This window comes from Glutamicibacter sp. M10, from assembly GCF_025452055.1.
Classification (GTDB): Bacteria; Actinomycetota; Actinomycetes; order Actinomycetales; family Micrococcaceae; genus Glutamicibacter.
The window spans coordinates 227355-247536 of record NZ_CP104918.1 but is presented as its reverse complement, the minus strand read 5'-3'; the positions used below and the strand labels follow the sequence as shown (position 1 = coordinate 247536).

Annotated in this window: 15 protein-coding genes and 3 riboswitches; of the genes, 7 read left to right on the top strand and 8 right to left on the bottom strand. The window is 55.2% G+C overall.

Annotated elements, in window-relative coordinates; all coding sequences use genetic code 11:
• The first annotated feature begins 10 nt into the window (after positions 1-10).
• A complete protein-coding gene (locus tag N6V40_RS01220) occupies positions 11-781 on the top strand; it encodes an MFS transporter (protein WP_262198642.1) in 771 nt (256 codons plus the stop codon).
• Between the two features lie 95 nt (positions 782-876).
• Here N6V40_RS01220 and katG read toward each other — a convergent pair whose 3' ends face one another.
• Complete coding sequence (katG, locus tag N6V40_RS01215) at positions 877-3057, bottom strand: catalase/peroxidase HPI (protein WP_131090579.1); 2181 nt, start codon at positions 3055-3057, stop codon at positions 877-879.
• A 90-nt stretch (positions 3058-3147) separates the two neighbouring features.
• The gene (locus N6V40_RS01210; protein WP_207306535.1) at positions 3148-3582 is read right to left on the bottom strand and encodes a Fur family transcriptional regulator; all 435 of its coding nucleotides are present in this window, start codon (positions 3580-3582) and stop codon (positions 3148-3150) included.
• A gap of 660 nt (positions 3583-4242) precedes the next feature.
• Between N6V40_RS01210 and N6V40_RS01205 the strand changes: the two genes are divergently transcribed.
• Entirely contained in the window at positions 4243-6090 is a 1848-nt protein-coding gene (locus N6V40_RS01205; RefSeq protein WP_262198639.1) for a BCCT family transporter, read from the top strand.
• A gap of 106 nt (positions 6091-6196) precedes the next feature.
• Here N6V40_RS01205 and acs read toward each other — a convergent pair whose 3' ends face one another.
• The 4 genes from acs to N6V40_RS01185 all read right to left on the bottom strand — a co-directional run bounded on the left by acs (position 6197) and on the right by N6V40_RS01185 (position 10953).
• The gene (gene acs / locus N6V40_RS01200) at positions 6197-8158 is read right to left on the bottom strand and encodes an acetate--CoA ligase (RefSeq protein ID WP_131090577.1); all 1962 of its coding nucleotides are present in this window, start codon (positions 8156-8158) and stop codon (positions 6197-6199) included.
• 62 nt (positions 8159-8220) lie between these two features.
• Entirely contained in the window at positions 8221-9033 is an 813-nt protein-coding gene (locus N6V40_RS01195) for an ABC transporter permease (protein ID WP_131090576.1), read from the bottom strand.
• Between the two features lie 6 nt (positions 9034-9039).
• Positions 9040-10062: an aliphatic sulfonate ABC transporter substrate-binding protein gene (locus N6V40_RS01190; RefSeq protein ID WP_131090575.1), complete on the bottom strand. Its 1023-nt coding sequence runs from the start codon at positions 10060-10062 to the stop codon at positions 9040-9042.
• An 81-nt stretch (positions 10063-10143) separates the two neighbouring features.
• The gene (locus N6V40_RS01185; RefSeq protein ID WP_131090574.1) at positions 10144-10953 is read right to left on the bottom strand and encodes an ABC transporter ATP-binding protein; all 810 of its coding nucleotides are present in this window, start codon (positions 10951-10953) and stop codon (positions 10144-10146) included.
• 5 nt (positions 10954-10958) lie between these two features.
• Positions 10959-11061: riboswitch (SAM riboswitch) on the bottom strand.
• Between the two features lie 267 nt (positions 11062-11328).
• Positions 11329-11420: riboswitch (SAM riboswitch) on the top strand.
• A gap of 15 nt (positions 11421-11435) precedes the next feature.
• Here N6V40_RS01185 and N6V40_RS01180 point away from each other — a divergent pair.
• Together N6V40_RS01180 and N6V40_RS01175 are read left to right on the top strand one after the other, a co-directional pair.
• On the top strand, positions 11436-12776 hold the full coding sequence (locus tag N6V40_RS01180; protein WP_131090573.1) for an acyl-CoA dehydrogenase family protein: 1341 nt from the start codon (positions 11436-11438) through the stop codon (positions 12774-12776).
• 51 nt (positions 12777-12827) lie between these two features.
• Entirely contained in the window at positions 12828-14228 is a 1401-nt protein-coding gene (locus N6V40_RS01175) for an LLM class flavin-dependent oxidoreductase (RefSeq protein WP_131090572.1), read from the top strand.
• 84 nt (positions 14229-14312) lie between these two features.
• Here the strand turns inward: N6V40_RS01175 and ggt are convergent, their stop codons facing one another.
• Together ggt and N6V40_RS01165 are read right to left on the bottom strand one after the other, a co-directional pair.
• Positions 14313-16136 (bottom strand): gamma-glutamyltransferase, encoded by a 1824-nt coding sequence (gene ggt, locus N6V40_RS01170; protein WP_131090571.1) that lies wholly within the window; start codon positions 16134-16136, stop codon positions 14313-14315.
• Positions 16137-16355: 219 nt separating this feature from the next.
• The gene (locus N6V40_RS01165; RefSeq protein ID WP_131090570.1) at positions 16356-17219 is read right to left on the bottom strand and encodes an SDR family oxidoreductase; all 864 of its coding nucleotides are present in this window, start codon (positions 17217-17219) and stop codon (positions 16356-16358) included.
• Between the two features lie 282 nt (positions 17220-17501).
• Positions 17502-17591, top strand: a riboswitch (SAM riboswitch).
• 85 nt (positions 17592-17676) lie between these two features.
• Here N6V40_RS01165 and N6V40_RS01160 point away from each other — a divergent pair.
• From N6V40_RS01160 to N6V40_RS01150, 3 genes are all read left to right on the top strand, one after another.
• On the top strand, positions 17677-18486 hold the full coding sequence (locus N6V40_RS01160) for a methionine ABC transporter ATP-binding protein (protein WP_242632612.1): 810 nt from the start codon (positions 17677-17679) through the stop codon (positions 18484-18486).
• 114 nt (positions 18487-18600) lie between these two features.
• Complete coding sequence (locus N6V40_RS01155; protein WP_262198632.1) at positions 18601-19218, top strand: methionine ABC transporter permease; 618 nt, start codon at positions 18601-18603, stop codon at positions 19216-19218.
• A gap of 40 nt (positions 19219-19258) precedes the next feature.
• On the top strand, positions 19259-20134 hold the full coding sequence (locus N6V40_RS01150) for a MetQ/NlpA family ABC transporter substrate-binding protein (protein ID WP_262198630.1): 876 nt from the start codon (positions 19259-19261) through the stop codon (positions 20132-20134).
• The last annotated feature ends 48 nt before the right edge of the window (positions 20135-20182 follow it).

The following is a 20182-nucleotide window of genomic DNA, read 5'->3' as shown; positions in this document are numbered from 1 at the left end:
GGTGGCAGCAATGGACGAGTCGGCACGCTTGGCGTGGGGTTGGCGTATCCCGTTCTGGCTTTCGCTTCTGGTCTTGCTGGCTGCTTACCTAGTTCGCCGTTCCTTGGATGAGCCAGAAATCTTTGAAGAAAAGCAGGAAAGCGACGGACTGGTCAAGCTTCCGTTTACCAATATGATCTCCACTCACCCTGCTCAGTTCTTCCAAGTCGCCTTGATGTCCTTCCAGGTGGTCACCAATACCTTCATGCAGTCATTCGGTCTGGCCTATGCGGTCTCCGTGGGAGTCTCGGCATCCACAATGTTGTGGGTGAGTATCGCTGGAAATATCATCGCTATCGCCAGCCAGCCATTCTTTGCTCGACTCTCGGATTCCTTTGGGCGAAAGAAGGTCTTTGTTTCAGGTGTAGTGGGATCCGGGGTCATGATCTTTGTGTACTTCATGACGATTTCCACGGGAAATCTGGCGATGATATTTGTTTCAAGCATGATGATTACCGCTGGAACCTACGCTGCCTCAAACTCGGTGTACCCGGCCTGGTTCTCGGAGCTGTTCAATGTCAAGGTGCGCTATTCAGGAATGGCTATCGGATTGCAGGTCGGCATCCTTTGCGCAGGCTTTACCCCGATGCTCGCCACTGCATTGGTTGGCGGGGTCTCCGCGAACTGGGGTCCCGCAGCGTGGATCGTTGCCGGTTCATCTGTTCTGGCAGTCATCGGTGCGCTGTGGGCGCGCGAAACTAACAAGACCGAACTGCGGGAGCTAGGAAACCCTGTTCCGTAAGCGCGCTGTTTCAGGTCTACCTGCTTAAACGACTGCGGCCGCCACCTTCCGAATGATTCGGAAAGTGGCGGCCACAGTTATGTGCCTAGGACCGCTTACTTACGCAGTTCGAAGCGATCTGCATCCATGAGCTTGGCCCACGCTGCAGCGAAGTCCTTGACGAACTTGGTCTTGGCATCATCCGAAGCGTAAACCTCGGCCAGTGCGCGCAGCTCAGAGTTCGAGCCGAAGACTAGATCTACGCGGCTGCCGACCCAGCGGCCGTCAGTGGTTGCGTAGGTCTTCTCTTCTGCATCTGGGGTCCACTCAAGGCCCAGTTCCAGCAGGTTAGCGAAGAAGTCGTTGGTCAGTGCACCTGGGGTCTCGGTGAACACGCCGGTGTTCGAGCCATCCCAGTTGTTGCCCAGTACGCGCAGGCCACCAAGCAGTACAGCGGTTTCCGGTGCGGTCAGACCCAGCAGGTTAGCGCGATCCAACAGCAGGTACTCGGAAGGCAGGTTCAAGAAGCCTGAGTCGTAGTTACGGAAACCGTCAGCTACTGGCTCCAGCCATGCGAACTGCTCAACGTCGGTCTGCTCTTGGGTTGCGTCAACACGGCCCGGGGTGAATGGAACCTCGATCTGCTGACCGCCAGCTGCAGCGCCCAACTCAACACCTACGTTGCCGGCAAGAACCACAACGTCAGCGAACGAAGCCTTGACCAACGAAGTGGCGTTGAAGTTCTCAACAATTTCTTCCAGCTTCGCGATGACGATCTTAAGCTGCTCTGGCTGGTTCACGCTCCAGGAAACCTGTGGTTCCAGACGGATGCGGCCACCGTTGGCGCCACCACGCTTGTCTGAGGAACGGAAAGTTGCCGCTGCCTTCCATGCGGTGGAAACCAGCTGCTGAACGCTCAGACCGGAGTTCTTGATCAGTTCCTTCAGCGAGGAGATCTCTGCAGCGCCCAGGGTGGTCTCTGGTGCAGCTGGCAGTGGATCCTGCCAGAGCAGGTCTTCTGCTGGAACCTCTGGACCGAAGTAGCGGGACTTCGGGCCCATGTCGCGGTGGGTCAGCTTGAACCAAGCGCGAGCAAAGGCGTCAGCGAACTTTTCCTGGTTGTCCTTGAACTCGCGGGAGATCAATTCGTAAGCAGGATCTACGCGCAGTGCCAGGTCGCTGGTGAGCATGCGTGGTTCTCGGCGAGCTGCAGCGTTGTGAGCCATAGGAACCAAGTCGGCACCGCCACCATCCTTTGGACGCCACTGCTGTGCGCCGGCCTCAGAGTGGAACAGTTCCCACTCGTAAGCGAAGAGGATGTGGAAGAACTCGTTATCCCAACGGGTTGGGTGGTAGGTCCAGGTAACTTCCAGACCGGAACCGATGGTGTCATCGCCACTGCCGGTACCGAAGTCAGACTTCCAGCCCAAGCCCTGCATTTCCAATGGGGAAGCTTCTGGGTCGCCACTCTTGTGCGACTCTGCGCTGGCACCGTGGGTCTTACCGAAGGTGTGGCCACCGGCAATCAGGGCGACAGTCTCTTCATCATCCATGCCCATGCGGCGGAAGGTTTCGCGAATATCAGCTGCGGAGGCCAGTGGGTCAGCAACACCGTCTGGACCCTCAGGGTTGACGTAGATCAGACCCATCTGGACTGCAGCCAGTGGAGCCTCAAGGTTGCGGGCGCCGGTGTAGCGTTCGCTATCCAGCCATACCTTTTCTGGACCCCAGTAAACGTCGTCGTCTGATTCCCAAACGTCCTTGCGGCCGCCGGCGAAGCCGAAGGTCTTGAAGCCCATATCTTCCAGAGCCACGTTACCGGCAAGGATCATCAGGTCGGCCCAGGAGATCGACTGGCCGTACTTCTTCTTTACTGGCCACAGCAGACGGCGAGCCTTATCCAGGTTCACGTTATCTGGCCAGGAGTTCAGTGGAGCGAAGCGCTGCTGGCCTGCGGAGCCGCCGCCACGACCGTCGTGTGAACGGTAGGTGCCGGCGGAGTGCCAAGCCATGCGGATTAAGAATGGACCGTAGTGACCGAAGTCAGCTGGCCACCAGTCGTAAGACTTGGTCATTAGCTCAGCTAGGTCAGCCTTGACCGCTGCCAGATCCAAAGCTTCAAAAGCCTTGATGTAATCGAAGTCTGCATCCAGAGGGTTAGTAGCCTCCTGATTTTTTGCAAGGATCTTTAGATTTAGCTTATTTGGCCACCACTCGGTGTTGGCGTTGCCCTGGGTCGGGTGTACTCGACCAGTGTTGCCTACAACCGGGCACTGACCTGCTGTTGTCTCAGACATATGCTTTTCCTTCCGGATTTCTTGGGTTTAGGGATCGATGCTCATCGCGCGAGAAGTAACGCTCGATGACAAAGCGTAAGGGCCTTGCGGTTACTCGTTGATCAGCTCAGCCTGGCATTCGGGGCAGGTGCCCCAGTAGATGACTTCGGCTTCGTCAATTTTAAAGCCGTGATCATCCGAGGCGTGTAGACATGGCGCTCCGCCGACGGCGCAGTCGACGTCTGCGAGTTTTCCGCACCGGCGACAAACCACATGATGGTGGTTATCGCCAACGCGGGTTTCGTAGCGCGCAATATGGCCTTGTGGCTGAATCTGACGGATAACACCCAAGCTAGTGAAGAGTTTGAGTGAATCGTAGACCGCTTGGTGTGACACTGCGGGGTGCTCGCGGTGGACCGCCGAAATAATTGTTTCGGTGTCACCATGAGGGTTTGCTGCAACTGCTGCGAGGACAGCAACGCGCGGTTGCGTCACTCGCATGGATGCCGCTTTGAGCACTTGCTCAATCCCGTCCTGTGATGTCATATCTTCAGCATGCCTGCTTATTTTGAACGAGTCAAGATAAGTCGCAATGTATTTCAGGTTACGTCACAAAGACCTGCTGGTTAATCGCCACTTCACTGGCTGGTTAGTGAATATTCCGAATGGAGAATATGTTCTGCTGGATCTGAATCAGGGCCCAGCGTGTGCAGATGAGGCAATTCTTGCTCCACACAATTGCAAATTGCTCCAGAATCTCAGGGCTAGAATTCGGGTCCTGGAAGTCAGAAATAGGTGTGGCTCTCACGGGGAATTGCGCTCACGAGAGGGAGCTCACAGGTTTGCAATCCCTTAGGCATACTGCGCGAAAAACGGGCCATCTTGGGTCAAGAACCGCGAAAAATCAGCACTCTGGTTTGACCAATGGGTGTCGTTCGACCATGCTTAAAAAGGACTATTTACGATTTATTGTGAGAATCCGAGAAGAAATAGCGTCGGGTCACCGGAGAAATTGCCCGGTCATTCCCACAGGGTCGCTGTACCAATCAGCGCCCGCTGACGCTAGATTTGGAATCAGTAAATCTACACCGATAAGCAATTCGCAATCAAGCACACTGCACGGCAACCACTTCCCGCGGGAACGGTTGTTTGTCGGGCTCCGGCCGGATTTCATCCGCAGAGCCTCACCAGTGAAGGAAGAACGCAATGGAGCAGACGGATCAATCTTTTGAAGACCTCGTCGGCGAGCTGCATTCGGCTCGACAACGACGACCAAAGAAATATTCGGTTTCAGGAACCGACTATTGGGTATTTGGTATCGCCGGCGCCTTAGCGCTGGCATTTATTGTGTGGGGTTTTGTGACCCCTGAGGGCCTAGGCAAAGCCTCAGATGTAGCCCTTGACTGGGTCATCACCAACACCGGTTGGCTGTTTGTTATTGCAGCCTCGGTCTTTGCACTCTTTGTCATTGTGGTCGCCGCGAAAAACTTCGGGCGCATCCCACTAGGCAAGGACGACGAAAAACCACACTTCAGCACTGTTTCATGGATCTCCATGATGTTTGCTACCGGTATGGGTATCGGCCTGGTCTTTTACGGCGTAGGAGAACCACTGTTCTTCTACATGTCGCCTCCACCAGGAACTGTTGAAGGTTCCACGGACGCAGCATTAAGCACCGCCATGGGTACCACGCTGTTCCACTGGACGCTGTTCCCATGGGCAATGTACGCCATCGTTGGTTTGGGTATGGCCTACGGTAGTTTCCGTTTGGGACGCCCACAGCTATTCTCAGCGATGTTCACCTCGATCTTCGGTGAGCGCATCATCCACGGCTGGGGCGGACGAACCATTAACATCTTGGCTATTATCGCCACCCTGTTCGGTTCGGCCTGTTCCCTGGGCCTGGGCGCACTGCAGATCGGCGGCGGTATCCAGTCCGCTGGAATCATGGAGAAGGTTGGCTCCGGTGTACTGGTAGTCATCATCGCTATCCTTACCGCACTGTTTGTTGCCTCGGCCGTTTCCGGCATTGAGCGTGGCATTCAGTGGCTGTCGAACATCAACATGGTTCTGGCAGTGATCTTGGCACTGATCGTATTCATCGGTGGACCAACCCTATTCATCCTGAACGTTATTCCTAACGCAGTAGGTGCCTTCATTGGTGACCTGCCGCAGATGGCATCACGCACGGCTGCCTCGGGTGACAGCACCATGTCTAGCTGGCTGTCCTCCTGGACCGTCTTCTACTGGGCTTGGTGGATCTCATGGAGCCCATTCGTAGGCTTGTTCATCGCGCGCATCTCGCGCGGTCGCACCATCCGTCAGTTTGTCACCGGCGTTCTTCTGGTTCCATCAGCCGTAACGCTGATCTGGTTCTCGATCTTCGGCGGCGGCGCCATTGGTTTGCAGGAACGTGCAGAGCGTGCAGGTAACACCGGCGACATGCTGACCAAGATGGCGGACGGAGCTCCGGACATCAACTTCGACCTGGTCCTCTTCGACCTGCTCGATAAGCTTCCGGTCTCCGGTTGGGTCGCAACGATCCTCATGATCGTCACGGTCTTGCTGATTGCCATCTTCTTTGTCACCGGCGCTGACTCGGCATCCATCGTGATGGGTGCACTGAGCGAACGTGGTGCAGAGGAACCAAGCAAGAAGGCAGTGATCTTCTGGGGTGTGGCTACCGGTGCTGTGGCAGCAGTGATGTTGCTAGCCGGTGGTGATCATCCGGCCGAGGCACTGAATGGTCTGAAGAACATCACCATCGTTTCGGCACTGCCGTTTGTGATCGTGATGCTGCTACTGTGCGTTGCACTGTGGAAGGACCTGAGCCGAGATCCGCTGATCTTGCGCGGCAAGGTGGCACGTACCGTGCTGGAGCAATCGGTGACCCAGGGCGTGGACCGGCATGAAGGTAGCCAGTTCAGCTTGATGACCACCGAAATCCCTATCGTTCAGCCGGCACAACAGCCTGGTGAATCAACTGGGGAAGCAACACAGGTATTTGTTACTGAAGCTGATGAGAAACCATTGGATCAGTCCAAGGACTCGTAGCTAGAAGCTCGTAGCTAAACAGTAAACAAGCCTCGTCTGGCAATTGCCAGACGAGGCTTGTTTACGTTAACGCACTTTGTGTTCTGAAGCAGGACTACCTGCCAAACTAGTTGCGTGCCCGGCAGATCGCATTGATTTCAGGGATGCACGGTTCATTTTGCAGGCTGGTGGTATCACCCAAAGCGGTGCCTTCAAAGAGCTGGGTGAGCAAGCGGCGCATGATTTTTCCAGAACGAGTCTTGGGAACGTCTGGAACCAGCACCACATCGCGTGGCTTAGCAATCGGCCCAATTTGCGTGGTTACCGTGGAGCGCAGCTGACTAATAAATTCTGCCTGTCGGGCAGCGAGCTGCTCATCAGGGTGTTCTGCAATCAGGGACTTATCCAGTGGCACCACAAAAGCGGTAGCGGCATGACCGGTCTTTGCATCCGGGGTCGGGCAAACGCCAGCTTCCACCACGCCTGGGTTGGTAACCAACGCTGATTCAATTTCAATGGTGGATAGTCGGTGACCAGAAATGTTGATCACGTCATCAGTGCGGCCAAGAATGAAAATATCTCCATCGTCATCAAAGCGAGCACCGTCCCCAGCCAAGAACCATCCTTGCTGAACGTACTGCTCCCAATAGCTGGTGTAATAACGTTCCGGGTTGCCCCAGACCGTACGTGCCATTGATGGGCCGGTTTGGGTGATGACAATATTGCCTTGGGTATTCGGCGCAACGCTGTTCCCCTGAGCATCCACGATATCTACGCTGACTCCGGGCAGGGCGCGAGCGGCGCACCCTGGCTTGAAGTAGTCATCGGTGGGCAACGGGGAGAGGATGGTAGCTCCGGATTCGGACTGCCACCAGGTATCAACCATGGGCAGACCCGCAGTGGTGTCGCGGCCGAGCTGTTCGCGGAACCACTTCCACGCTTCGGGGTTAACAGCCTCGCCCACGGTGCCGCCAATGTTGATGGTGGACAGATCGTATTTGGCTGGAATACCTTCTGGGAACCACCCCATCAGCGAGCGAACCAAGGTTGGTGCGGTGTAGTAACTGGTGACCTTGTAGCGTTCAATCACTTCAAAGTGTCGTCCCGGGTGCGGCGCATTGGGCACACCCTCGTAGATCACCTGGGTGACGCCGTTAGACAGCGGACCGTAGATCTCGTAGGTGTGCGCGGTAACCCACGCCAAGTCAGCAGTGCACCAGTGCACGTCGTTGTCTCGCTGGGACGCATCAGGGTTGGCGAAGAGCAAGTTGTAGCTCGCGGTTGCCTGGGTCAGGTAACCGCCGGTGGTATGAACCAAACCCTTGGGTTGGCCAGTGGTGCCGGAGGTGTACATGATGAACAGCGGCGTTTCTGAATCAAAGAACTGTGCCTGATGTTCGGTGGACTGGGTCTCTACGGCCTCGTGCCACCACACGTCACGGCCTTCGGTCCAAGGGATCTCATCGCCGGTGCGGCGAATGACCAAGACCTTCTCGATATTGTTCTCACCGGAGACCGCCTGATCGGCATTGGCCTTAACCGCAACTGTGGTGCCACGTCGGTACTGGCCATCGGTGGTGACCAGTACTTTGGCCTTGGTGTCTTCTACTCGGAACTTCAGCGCTTCGGCCGAGAAGCCACCGAAGACCAATGAATGAATGGCTCCGATGCGCGCGCAGGCCAGGGTGATGACGATAGTTTCAATCAACACCGGCAGGTAGATAACGACACGGTCGCCCTTGACTACACCCAGAGCTTCCAATGCATTGGCTGCTTGGCTGATGCGCTCTTGCAGGTTTTTGTAGGTGACGGTCTGTCGGTCACCGGGTTCGCCTTCAAAGTACAGCGCGACTTTGTCTCCGCGGCCAGCAGCGACGTGGCGGTCAGCGCAGTTGACCGCAGCGTTGAGTTGGCCACCTAAGTACCACGAGATTTCTGGACCACGCTTGGCAGCTGCGTCGGCTGGGACGATTTGGCTAGTGGTGTGCCAGTTGGTATCCCAATCGAGGAGGTTTGCCGCTTCGTCCCAGAATGCTTGGCGTGCTTCCTCTGAGGCCAGCGTTGAGGTGGATGCCGATTCGATGGTCATGACAGAAAATTTCCTTGATGTGTTTTTTGGTTGGCGAAGTTGAATTGGGACAGCGGGAACTCTTAGGTCCAACGTTTAATGGCCCAGCGTTCTGCTATCGAGAGCAGGGCGTCGGTAATTTTTCCGAAGATGGCCAACAAGATGATGGTCATGATCAGTCGGTCCAGTCGGCCGTTGTTCTGCGAATCAGTCAGCAGGAAGCCCAGACCCATCGAAGCGCCGAGTAATTCAGCGGCAACAAGGAAGAGCCAAGACTGCGCTAGGGCTAGGCGCAGCCCGGAGAAAATCGAAGGCACCACCGCAGGAAGCTGCACCGTACGCAGCAACTTGATTCCGTTCAGCCCGAAAGATCGGGCGGCTTCTACCAGCTGGGCATCCACATGACGAAGAGCCAAGGCCACGGTGGTGAAGACGGGGAAGAATGCACCAATGATCACTAGGGTGACTTTGGAGTCTTCACCCATTTTCATCCACAGCACCAGCAGCGGGACCCATGCTAAGGATGGCACCGCACGCAACGCACTAATGCTCAAACCCAACAGAGCATCAGCCAATTTGGACAGGCCGACCAGTGCGCCAAGCAGTAGACCGAGCAAGGAACCAAAGAAGAATCCAAGCAATACACGTTGCGTGGAAATGCCAATGTGTTTGCCAAGATCTCCGTCACGCAATAGCTCAACTGCTGAAGTGACTACAGAAGTGGGGGTGGGCAAAGTCCAAGGAGCGACGATTCCAGTGGACGTCACGACCTGCCAGATCACCAGAACAATAACCGGCAAGATCAGGGATAACAACCAGTGTGGAGCGCGCAAGATGGTGGCAGAGACTCCGGATTTAGCCTTCTTCGGATTTCTCGTGGAGACGGTGGTGCTCATTGCTGACTACTCTCCGGAAATTTTGGTTGGGTCAGCTTTGGTAGCAAATTGGTCATCAACCAAAGTTGCTAGGGCCTCGTCTACGGATTCCTGCTTGGAGACATCGCCGCTGGCGACCAAGGTGGGCGCGATAGTCTTCAAGACTTTGGTGTACTCGGTTCCGGGAACGGCCGATACGTCCAAGTTGGAACGTTCTTCGATGACAGTGGTGGCAACCTTAGGATCTAGACCGGCAACATCAGCCAAGATCTTGGCGGTCTCTTCTGGATGCTTGCCCGACCATTCGCGTGCTTTCTCGTAGGAGTCAACGACCAGCTGGGCTAGTTCGGGGCTCTGCTTGATGAAGTCTTCGCGAGCATTAAGTGCACCGTAGGTGTTGAAATCTAGGTTGCGATACAGCAGCTTCGCACCGTCTTGTTCGGCTGCGGCCATGATGGGATCTAGTCCGCTCCAAGCGTCAACCGAACCGTTGACCAACGCGGTACGACCGTCCGCGTGTTGCAGATTCTGTACGGTGATGTCCTTTTCGCTCAGACCTGCCTGCTCTAGTGCTTGAAGCAGGAAGAAGTAAGGATCGGTGCCTTTGGTGGCGGCCACAGTTTTGCCCTTGAGGTCTTTCACCGATTTGATCTTGGAGTCCTTAGCAACCACCAGAGCGGCCCATTCTGGCTGCGAATACAGGTCGATAGTCTTGATCGGTGAACCGTTGGACCGGGCTAACAAAGCGGCGGATCCTGCGGTGGAGCCAACATTCACTGCGTCAGCACGTAATGCTTCATTGGCCTTGTTAGAGCCAGCGGACTGAACCCATTCCACCTTGACGCCTTGATCCTTAGCGGCGTCGTCGAGCCAACCTTTTTCTTTGATGACCAGGCTCAGCGGGTTGTAGGTGGCGAAGTCAATGGACAGGGTCTTATCTGATCCTGAGGCCGTAGCGTTTTCTCCGGCGCAACCGGTCAGGGCAGTAGCCCCGATCAACAGTGCTGCGGTGGCAAGTGCGGTACGTCGAGTGAAGCGGTGCGAAAGCATAATAATCCTCTAAATTGTGCGTGCGGGTAAGCGACAGCTATGTCGCTGATGGAGTAGATCAGGGGGAATCGGTGTTAAACGTCAATGGTTAGTCGGGTCCACACCAAGAAGTCGAAGCAATCCTGCGCGGTGAGCGATGAACTGATCTTCGTTGTGTTTGCGAGGATGAGAAGCGCTCATTGAGAGTTCTTTAATGACGGTGGCCGCGGTATCTTGACCCTCACGTCCCAGGACGATGACTCGGTCAGCCAAGGTCAACGCCTCGTCCACGTCGTGGGTGACCATAAGAATTGTGGTGGGGAAGGAAGCATGGATGGAGAGCAATAGATCTTGCATTTTCAGCCGCGTCAAAGCGTCCAGTGCGCCGAAGGGTTCATCAAGTAGCAGCACTCCAGGGCGCCGTGCCAAGGCACGAGCCAGCGAGACGCGCTGAGCCATACCACCTGAAATTTCGCGCGGGCGAAGATCTGTCGCGTGGCTGAGCCCGGTCAGCTCGATTAATTCATCAATCAGTTCAGCACCGTCGGCCTTGCTGGTACCTGGCGCGAGGCCCAAAGCGATATTTTCTCGGACCGATCGCCACGGTAGTAGTCGTGGTTCCTGAAATGCGACCGCACATAGTTCGTTGATGCCATCTACGTTGCGTTTTCCGGTACGGATGGATCCGGTGGATGGTTGGTCCAACCCGGAGACCGCGCGAAGCAGTGTGGACTTGCCGCAGCCGCTAGCACCAAGGATCGCAACAACTTGGCCCGCGGGGATCTGCAAGTTGATATCGCTGAGGACCGCGCGGCTTTCACTTTTGGTGGTGAAGGTGCGCGAAACATTGCTGAATTCCACGTCTAAAGCGGTCGAGGTGTGCGCTTGAGGCAGTGCAAGGCTAAGAGCCATGATCATCTCCATCGGTCCTGGCGGTAGCACCGGCCTATGGAGTGTGTCATCCATAGGTGGTTGCTGCGGCGTCACTGAGCCAGATCTCTCGGCCGCTCGGGATGGTTACGTGTCCATTACAGGCTTTCGAACGATTTGAAAGCAAATCTTGCGTAACATGAAAAATCTTCGATAACTACGTCACATGCGCGGGTTATTTCGTTATTTATTTCATTAGAAGGCTGTTTAATCGATAGTTGGGGATTCTTGCCAAGTCATCTTCGATATGACGCGTCATTGACTGTGCAACGCAACTGTCAAGCCACCTGGTCTGAACAATGAAATGTGACTTCGTGGCTTGGAATGATTGCTTTGTTACGGCTACAAATGAATGACAACCCATCCAGAGCGGCTGAGAGATCTGGCTCGACGACGCCGCAGCAACCACCCGAATCGCGGGACGGTGCTACCGCCAGGACCGATGGAAAGAATTGAGGACTTCAATGTCATTTGGCGAGTCGCCGAACTCTTCCGGTTTGGACTTCAACCAGCTCAGCGATCCTTCGCAGGCTAGCGCCATGGGACTAGATGACTTCGAAGAGCAACTGCCTACCCGGCAACTACTCAAAGTCACACCCGGTCCGGGCGCGGATGAACAGTATGACCGTTTGGCTGAAATTTTCCGTCCGGTATTCGCGCAGATCGCGTCTACCGCAAGGGACCGCGATCGCAACCGCGTGCTTCCCTTTGAACAGGTGGGCCTGCTGAACCGCGACCGCTTTGGTGCGCTGCGCATTCCAGTTTCTGAGGGCGGCTACGGCGCACGTCTGGTTGACGTGTTCCGCCTGCTGATTGAACTTTCCGAGGCTGATTCCCATGTTGGCCAGCTCTGGCGAGCACACATCGCCTTTGTGGAGAGCATTCTGATTCTTGAAGATCAAGAGCTGCGCAACAAGTGGGTTACCCGTATTGCTGCCGGTCAGATTGTCGGCAATGCGTACACCGAACGTGGCGGCAACGCACTAGGTACGCTGAACACCAAGGTCACCGAGTCTGAGGGCCGCTGGCTAGTTGACGGTGAAAAGTATTACTGCACCGGCACCATCTTTGCCGACTGGACCGCAGTGGCAGTGGCCCATCCAGAAAAGGCTGGCCGGCAGATTGCCGTCGTTTCCACCCAACGCAGTGGCGTAAAAATCCTTGACGATTGGGATGGGTTTGGTCAGGGGCTGACCGGTACCGGCACCACCGAGTTCCATCAGGTGCCCGTGGACTGTTTTATCCCACAGGCAACTAACGACTCCGAAGCTGCGATCTACCAGCTGGTCCTCACCGCAGTGCAAGCAGGTATTGCCCGCGCCGCGCTGAACGATCTGCGCCAGTCGGTCCAGAACCGTACCCGCATCTTCACCACCGGCACCGGCGTTCCGGCCTACCGCGAACCACAGGTACTTCAGCTGGTCGGCGAAGTCTCAGCAGAGTCCTTCGCCGTCGACTCGGTAGTGATTGGCGCAGTACTAGAAGTTGAAGCAGCACTGGTAGACCCAGGACTGAACGACGAGGAACGCTACGCGGTCTGTGAACTATCGGCTAACCGCGCCCAGACCATCGTGCAACCGTTGGTGCTCGGAGCAACCAGCAAACTCTTTGACGGTTTAGGGGCCTCATCAACCAGCATTGTGTGCAACCTAGATCGGCACTGGCGTAACGCACGAACCATCGCCACCCACAACCCGGCCATGTACAAGGCGCGCATCGTGGGGGACTACGAAATCAATGCGGTTCAGCCTCAACGTCTCTTGGTCACCGGCGAAGACAGCAACAACCAAAACTACGGCGCCTAAGCGCCTAATTTCTAATTTCACCAATACAGATTCACGGCAAGGAGAACACCTATGAGCACGAAGCGCGAAATTCTCTTCAACGCATTCGACATGAACTGCGTGGTGCACCAGTCGCCAGGTCTGTGGCGTCACCCAGATGACAAAGCCTCAACGTACAACACCATCGGCTACTGGACCCACCTAGCGAAGGTGCTAGAAAAGGGTAAGTTCGACGGCCTGTTTATTGCCGACGTACTAGGTACCTACGATGTCTTTAACGGCACCAACGAATCCCCACTGCGCTCGGGCGCACAGGCACCGGTTAATGACCCGATGATGCTGGTCTCGGCCATGGCTGCAGTAACTGAAAACTTGGGCTTCGGCGTCACCGCCGGAACCGCCTATGAGCACCCATATGCTTTTGCCCGTCGTCTGGCTACCTTGGATCACCTCACCGATGGTCGTGTGGGTTGGAACGTGGTCACCGGTTACTTGCCTTCGGCCGCCCGCAATATGGGCCAAGAAGACCAGATGGAACACGACGAGCGTTATGACCACGCCGACGAATACCTCGAAGTGGTCTACAAGTTGCTTGAAGGCTCGTGGGAAGATGACGCGGTTCAGAACAACAAGGAAACCGGGATCTACACGGACCCGGAAAAGGTGCACAATATTGAGCACGAGGGCAAGTACTTTAAGGTGCCCGGTATTGCTATCACTGAGCCGTCCACCCAGCGCACCCCGGTGATCTACCAGGCCGGCGCTTCTTCACGTGGCATCAAGTTCGCCTCACAGAACGCTGAAGCAGTATTTGTTACCAGCCCTACCCGCGAAATCCTCAAGGCTACGGTCACCAAGATTCGTGACGCTGTTGAGGCTGCTGGCCGCGACCGTTACGATGTGAAGATTTTCGCCATGCAGACCATCATCACCGATGAGACCTCTGAAAAGGCTCAGGCCAAGTACGAAGACTACAAGTCCTACGCGGACGTCGAAGGTGCACAGGTACTGATCTCCGGTTGGATGGGTGTTGACCTCTCCGAGTTGGATCCCGATGAGCCACTGGGTTCCAACGTGAAGTCCAACGCCATCCAGTCCTCGGTGGAGACCTTCCAGAAGGCCAGCGGCGATGACGGCAACCCATGGACCATCCGTCAGCTTGCTGAATGGGTTGGTGTTGGCGGCTTCGGTCCAATCACCGTTGGCTCGGGCCCAGAGGTTGCAGACAAACTCATTGATTGGGTGGACTACACCGACGTTGATGGTTTTAACCTCGCCTACGCCGTGACCCCGGCAACCTTCGAAGATGTTGTTGAGTACGTAGTTCCTGAGCTACAGGCTCGTGGTGCCTACAAGAGTGAGTACGCCGACGGTTCGCTGCGCAACAAGCTCTTCGGTACCGGGGACCGCGTGAAGGAAACTCACCGCGCTGCAAAGTACAAGATCAGCAATCGCTTGGCTGCCAAGAGCTAAAGTTCCTAAGGCCTAGCTAGCTACAAAGCGTGGAGGCGTTGTTCACTCAAGTGAACAACGCCTCCACGCTTTTGCGTTAGAAACTTACTTGGTTGGGTCAAGCACCAGGGCAGAACCTCCGCCACGGCGCACTGGTTCGGCTGCCGCCGTCAGCGTTCCGTCAGCATTGATTTCTACGGCTTCCACCGCACCAATTTCTGCCTGCGGGGTGAAGGAATCTCCGGCAGGAGTGAGCTTATGACCGAAGGCTTCCATCGCTGAACCGTATTTGGAGATGAACTCAGGTTCCGCGGTGACCGCGGCAGTATTGCGTTGCGAAGCACGAGGTGCAGCAATCGCCTCACTGATGCTCATGCCCAGATCGTAGCGGTTGAGCAGGGTCTGCAACACCGTGGTGATGATGGTGGAACCACCAGGGGAACCGATGGCCATAACTGGCTTGCCGTCTTGCAAAACAATCGTTGGCGCCATCGAAGAGCGCGGACGCTTACCTGGTTCAAGACGGTTTGGATCTTGCGGATCATAAACGGTGGAGAAGTCGGTGAGCTCATTGTTCAGCAAGAACCCACGGCCTGGAACTACCATGCCCGAACCACCGGTCTGTTCAATGGTCAGCGTGTACGCGACCGCATTACCCCAACGGTCAACCACCGACAGGTGGGTGGTGGAGATGTTCTCGGTGTCTTGCTCCTTAGCTGGCTCAGCAGTACTTGCTGGGCACTGACCATCAAAGTTTGCGACATCACCCGGAGCCACCGGCTTAGTGGCGGCCTTAGCTGGATCGATTTCGCACGCACGGTCGGCACCAAAGAGCTTACTGGTCAAGGTTTGGGTGGGAACATCGACAAAGGCAGGATCTCCCACATACTTACCACGGTCAGCGTAAGCCAACGCGGTGGCCTCAAAGTAGTGGTGCAACGCGTCGGCTGGTTCCATTGATGCAAGGTTAAAATTGCTCAGAATATTCAGTGATTCACCAATGGTGGTTCCACCGCTAGAGGATGGGGCCATGCCATAAACATCTAGTCCACGGTATTTCACCGTGGTGGGCTCCTGCTCCGCGACCTTGAAGTTGGCAAGATCTTCGGTGCTCACGTAGCCAGCGGGTACTGGCAGTTTGGTATCTTCCACCTTGGGTGGAGCCTGCACGGTCTGGGAAATCTCTGAAGCAAGATCACCTTGGTAGAAAGCTTTTGGACCCTTGGCTGCCAACAGCCGGTACGTGTCGGCCAGCTCTGGATTCTTGAAAATGGTGCCTACCTTTGGGGCATCACCCTCAGGCAAGAAGAGATCGCTGGTTGAGCTGAAAGCAGCAAAGCGTTCCTTGTTATCTTGAGTTTGTTCATGGAAGGTCTTGTCCACCACAAAGCCTCGCGAGGCGACCTGAGTTGCCGGTTTTAGAACCTGCTTGAGGCTTTGTGAACCCCAGTTATCTAGCGCCCGTTGCCAGGTGGCCACGGTGCCAGGAACGCCTACTGCTACACCGCTGGTGACCAGTTCGGGGGTGAAGTTATAGGGCTTTGAGGTAGCCGGATCGATGAAGGCATCATGCGGTATTGCTGCCGGCGCGGTTTCACGCCCATCGATGGTGCTGACCTTGCCCGTGGACGCGTCGTAGTACATGAAGTAGCCGCCGCCGCCAATGCCAGCGCTGTAGGGTTCGGTGACACCTAGGGCTGCAGCGGTAGCCACCGCGGCATCAACAGCGTTGCCACCCTTACGCAATACTTCGAGTCCTGCTGCCGAAGCTTCTGGATCCACGGAAGCTACTGCGCCTCCGGTACCGGTAGCAGTCGGGGTCTTTTCTGTGTGCCTTGGGTCAGCGCTCGCCGGGAGGACTGTGAAAGCTCCTAGTCCCAAAGAAAGAATCGTTGCGCCAGCCAAAGCGCGCAAACTTGATCGTTGCATACTCTGATCTCCTGAAAGAGGTGGGGATGAAGTATGCGTCAATTTACGGGAAGTGCTCGAAGCGCTAGGGGTGTGACACGAGCCATCTTTTTAGAAGCGTTGTAATTCCGCGCAAGTGATCACAATATTTATAGTTATGACGTTAGAACTGTGGGCAGTGATCCCCGACTAGTCAGTCGAGGATCACTGCCCACTTCAGCGTTGGTGCAGCTGGTTAGTTTACTGAGCCAGAGCTTCCTTGATGGTCTTACCCAACGATGCGGTTGGACGGCCAATGAGCTGGGAAAGATCTGCCGAGTTCACTTCCAGGGCACCGTCACGAACCTGCACGTCGGTATCAACCAGGATGTCTGCAAACTGTGCTGGCACGCCGGATTCGGTGTAGATCGCAACGAGCTTCTCTGGTTCAACTTCCTGGTAATTGACCTCTTGGCCGGCGGCGGCGCCCACGGCACCGGCCAGCTGACTCAGGGTGAAGGCCTTGTCGCCACCAAGTTCGTAGATCTTGCCGGACTCATTTTCTTCGGAGAGCAATACCGCTGCGGCTGCTTCTGCGTAGTCGGCACGTGGGGCGGCGCTGATCCTGCCGTTACCTGCGGCGCCGAGAACTACGCCGCTGTTGAGGTAGCCCAGGAGCTGATCGGTGTAGTTTTCGGTGTACCAACCGTTGCGTAGCAAGACGTATTCAATGCCGGAGCCCGCCAGTAACTGTTCGGTAGCCACATGCTCTTGCGCCAGTTTCATGTTGCCGGTCAGGGCATTGGCAATAGAGGTATAAGCAATCAGCGATACGTTCACGCGCTGGGCAGCGTTGATGACGTTCTCATGCTGGGTGATGCGCTGGCCAACTTCGCTACCTGAAATCAGAAGCAACTTGTCTACGCCTTCGAGAGCTGACACCAGGCTTGCCTCGACGTTGTAGTCAGCGGCGCGGGTCTCCAGACCCTTGCCCGCCAGAGGAGCGAGTTTTTCTTCAGAACGTCCAAGGGCAACCAGTTGTGCAGGATCTGCACCGCGCTCTAATAGTGCGTTGATAACCAGTTGGCCCAGCTGTCCGGTGGCTCCTGCAATTGCAATCTTCATGTTGTCCTCTCGTTGGTCTGCAAACTAATACAACCACGTCCCTCGCGGTTCAATTCCCGACGGTCAGTCGTGCGCATGAAACCAAAGGGGAATCAATACGTCAAGGGTCGTCGTCTTGATTCGAAACCTTTGAGGAAAGTGAAGAATTGCTACGCAGACCAAAGCAATTTTTTGACGTTGTGAGTAAGTTTTGGTGACTTCATGACTTCCGTTTACGTAATTATTGTTCGGTCATGGCCATGGAAGACAGACTTAAATCGTTCGGACCGTACAACCGAACACACACCATCCAGAGCGACTGAGAGATCTGGCTCAACGACGTCGCAGCAACCACCCGTAAGGGAGCGGTGCTACAGCCAGGACCGATGGAGTACTTTCACTTCGCGACGGGAAAGTCTGTTTAAAGACAGGATTTCCTCGTGAAGAACGCTCCGTATAACCAAGCAGTAAAGGAGCGATGATGATTCGTCTTGAGAACGTAACAACAACATTTGGCAATGGCCAGGATCAATTCACGGCAGTTAAAGACGTGACCCTGAACATTGAAGCCGGAAGCATTCACGGGATCATCGGCTTCTCCGGTGCTGGCAAGTCAACGCTGTTGCGCAACATCAACTTACTTCAGCGCCCAACCTCCGGTCAGGTTTTTGTCGATGACGTGGAACTTACCGGACTCAGCGATGGCGATTTGCGTAAGCAACGACATGAAATCGGAATGATTTTTCAGCACTTCAATCTGCTGAACAATCGCACCGCGTTGCAGAACGTGGAACTGAATCTGAAGTTTGCTGGTGTAGCAAAAAACGAGCGTCGCGAACGCGCCTTGGAAGCTTTGGCCATTGTTGATTTGGCTGACAAGGCCAGCGCATACCCAGGACAGCTTTCAGGCGGTCAGAAGCAACGCATCTCCATTGCACGAGCGTTGGTGACCGAGCCAAAAGTCCTCTTGTGCGATGAACCGACCAGTGCAGTGGATCCGCGAACCACGACCTCGGTGCTGCAGTACCTCAGCGACATCAACGCCAGCCTCGGAATCACCACAGTTATTGTCACGCACGAAATGAACGTTATTAAGGCCATCGCAGACCGCGTCTCGGTGATGGAAGACGGTTCAGTAGTTGAAGAGTTCGCCCTGAATGAGTTGCAAGAGCCTGGCTTTGAACCCACGACGCCTATCGGACGCTATCTGATCAGCGATGAAATTACGTTGAACCGCAGCCCAAAACCCGTTTCATCCTCATCAGCTGCCCACGTAGCGCGCGTATAAAGAACCTGGATTACCAATGAACTTATCTTCACTAGTGCTGGGCACGAGCAACGGCAGTGCAGCAGCTTTAACTTTGACCGAATTGTTGAACTGGCCCCGGAAATTTGGGTGGCCATGGCACAAACTTTCGCCATGCTTCTGGTCGCCATTCCAATTGCAATTTTGCTCGGAACGCCACTGGGGATCTGGCTGTTCTCCATGTCGCCTAATGGTCTGCGTCCCCGTCCGCGGTTGCACCAGATTGTTGACGGAATAGTGAACACCATCCGTTCCTTCCCATTCCTTATTTTGCTGATTGCCATCATCCCGTTCACCCGGTTTGTGGTGGGAACGACCATTGGAACTGCTGCCGTCATTGTTCCGCTGACGATTAACGCGATTCCTTATTTTGCACGTTTTGTGGAACAGAACATCAGCCAGCTTGGCAATGGAGTTGTTGAAGCTGCGCAGGCCATGGGTGCTACCCGCGGACAGATCATTCGCGAAGTATTACTTGTCGAGGCAAGACCTGCACTGCTCTCATCTATCACCATCATGACGGTCAGTTTCATCTCGTACTCAGCGATGGCCGGTCTGGTAGGTGGCGGAGGTATTGGCGATTTTGCTATCCGCTACGGCTACTACCGTTACGAAACCGGCGTCATGCTCCTAGCGATCATTCTGATGATCTTGCTGGTGCACGCAGTTCAGTTTGTTGGTACTCGGCTCTCGCGTGCAGCAGACAAACGCTAAACACTTCTTCTCAACTCGCACTTTATCTAAGGAAAACATCATGGCAGTATCTCGTCGTACTTTCTTGACCTTCGCCGCTGGCTCGGCAGCACTCTTAGGACTAACCTCATGTGGTCTGGTCGGAGGCGGAGAAGCTTCCGGAACTGGGGACAAGACCATCAAGATCATTGTCACCGAATCGGCTCCGTCGCAGGAGCCCACCAAGATCGCTCAGAAGCTACTGGCTGAGAAGGGTTGGAAGCTGGATGCCACGTATGTCACCGATATCGTGCAGCCAAACCACGTGGTATCTAACGGTGAGTATGATGCGAACTTCTTCCAGCACGGTGCCTACCTTGAGCAGTTCAAGAAGGACCAGAACGTGGATGTGGATACAGCCTTCTACATGTACAGTTCACCAGCCGGCGTGTACTCGAAAAAGTACGATTCCATCAAGGAACTGCCTAACGGTGCCACCATCGCATTGCCTGTAGATACCGCTAATAATGGTCGCGCATTGGCCCTGCTTGATAAGGCAGGGGTATTGAAGGTCACGCCAAACAAGAGCGTGATTCGCCTGTCGCAGAATGACATTTTGGAGAACCCAAAGAACTTCAAGTTTGTTGAAGTTGATCAGCAGTCATTGTCCAAGACTCTGCCGGACGTTGACGCCGGATTCCTCTTTGCTCGCCTCGGCGCCGAGATTGGTCTGAACCCAGACGACGCGTTGCTCTTTGAAAAGGAAGAAGAAGCACTTCCATACATCAACATCATTGGTGCCAAACCTGGATTCATGGATACCGAGAAGGGCAAAGTCCTTGAAGAGGCTTATCACTCAGATGAGGTCAAGCAGTGGTACGCAGATTACCTTGACGGCGCTCTAGGCACCCCATGGGCCCGCGACCTGGAAGCAGATTTCGCCACCTGGAATAAGTAGGCCTTGGCCCCACGACGATAGTTGATCCGCGTCGTGGGGCCACTACTT

What these genes read in the sequence shown, in the direction of transcription:
- N6V40_RS01210 (WP_207306535.1), bottom strand. Translation starts at nt 3,582, where the DNA reads ATGACATCACAGGACGGGATTGAGCAAGTGCTCAAAGCGGCATCCATG.
- N6V40_RS01160 (WP_242632612.1), top strand. Translation starts at nt 17,677, where the DNA reads ATGATGATTCGTCTTGAGAACGTAACAACAACATTTGGCAATGGCCAG.
- N6V40_RS01165 (WP_131090570.1), bottom strand. Translation starts at nt 17,219, where the DNA reads ATGAAGATTGCAATTGCAGGAGCCACCGGACAGCTGGGCCAACTGGTT.
- ggt (WP_131090571.1), bottom strand. Translation starts at nt 16,136, where the DNA reads ATGCAACGATCAAGTTTGCGCGCTTTGGCTGGCGCAACGATTCTTTCT.
- N6V40_RS01195 (WP_131090576.1), bottom strand. Translation starts at nt 9,033, where the DNA reads ATGAGCACCACCGTCTCCACGAGAAATCCGAAGAAGGCTAAATCCGGA.
- katG (WP_131090579.1), bottom strand. Translation starts at nt 3,057, where the DNA reads ATGTCTGAGACAACAGCAGGTCAGTGCCCGGTTGTAGGCAACACTGGT.
- N6V40_RS01190 (WP_131090575.1), bottom strand. Translation starts at nt 10,062, where the DNA reads ATGCTTTCGCACCGCTTCACTCGACGTACCGCACTTGCCACCGCAGCA.
- N6V40_RS01205 (WP_262198639.1), top strand. Translation starts at nt 4,243, where the DNA reads ATGGAGCAGACGGATCAATCTTTTGAAGACCTCGTCGGCGAGCTGCAT.
- N6V40_RS01220 (WP_262198642.1), top strand. Translation starts at nt 11, where the DNA reads ATGGACGAGTCGGCACGCTTGGCGTGGGGTTGGCGTATCCCGTTCTGG.
- N6V40_RS01175 (WP_131090572.1), top strand. Translation starts at nt 12,828, where the DNA reads ATGAGCACGAAGCGCGAAATTCTCTTCAACGCATTCGACATGAACTGC.
- N6V40_RS01185 (WP_131090574.1), bottom strand. Translation starts at nt 10,953, where the DNA reads ATGGCTCTTAGCCTTGCACTGCCTCAAGCGCACACCTCGACCGCTTTA.
- N6V40_RS01180 (WP_131090573.1), top strand. Translation starts at nt 11,436, where the DNA reads ATGTCATTTGGCGAGTCGCCGAACTCTTCCGGTTTGGACTTCAACCAG.
- N6V40_RS01150 (WP_262198630.1), top strand. Translation starts at nt 19,259, where the DNA reads ATGGCAGTATCTCGTCGTACTTTCTTGACCTTCGCCGCTGGCTCGGCA.
- N6V40_RS01155 (WP_262198632.1), top strand. Translation starts at nt 18,601, where the DNA reads ATGGCACAAACTTTCGCCATGCTTCTGGTCGCCATTCCAATTGCAATT.
- acs (WP_131090577.1), bottom strand. Translation starts at nt 8,158, where the DNA reads ATGACCATCGAATCGGCATCCACCTCAACGCTGGCCTCAGAGGAAGCA.